The organism is Photobacterium sp. R1 (genome assembly GCF_054600795.1).
The window spans coordinates 1-409 of sequence record NZ_BAAHZP010000136.1 but is presented as its reverse complement, the minus strand read 5'-3'; the positions used below and the strand labels follow the sequence as shown (position 1 = coordinate 409).

1 protein-coding gene is annotated in these 409 nt (G+C 54.3%); it reads left to right on the top strand.

The window, feature by feature from the left end:
• Positions 1–13: 13 nt before the first annotated feature.
• Positions 14–409, top strand: a 396-nt coding sequence (locus tag ACYP03_RS24345; protein ID WP_459782418.1) for a DsbA family protein, incomplete at its 3' end; no start/stop codon positions are given.

Here is a 409-nt window from a genome sequence, read left to right as displayed (position 1 = left end):
GACCTGGCGCCGGATAGCCAGCCAGTTAGGCACGGAATTTAATCATGACTTCTGGACACAGTGTCAGCCGCGCCGGTCAACTTACCCTGCCTGCCGGGCTGTTCTCGCCGCCAAAAAGCAGGGACAGGAACATGCAATGACAGAGGCTATTCAGCAGGCCTATTACCTGCGGGCCATGAATCCCTCTGATTATGATACGCACGCAACGCTGGCAGATGAGCTCGGTTTGGATGTTGTACAGTTCATGGAAGACCTTACCAGTGAGGACGTTGAGCTATTACTTCAGGAGGATCTAAACAAAGCAGCGGCGCTGGGCGTGTCGGGTTTTCCTTCTCTGGTGCTGGAAGTGGATGGCCAGCACTGGCCGATTGCAGTTGCCTACCAGAATGAACTGACTACGCTCAATGAC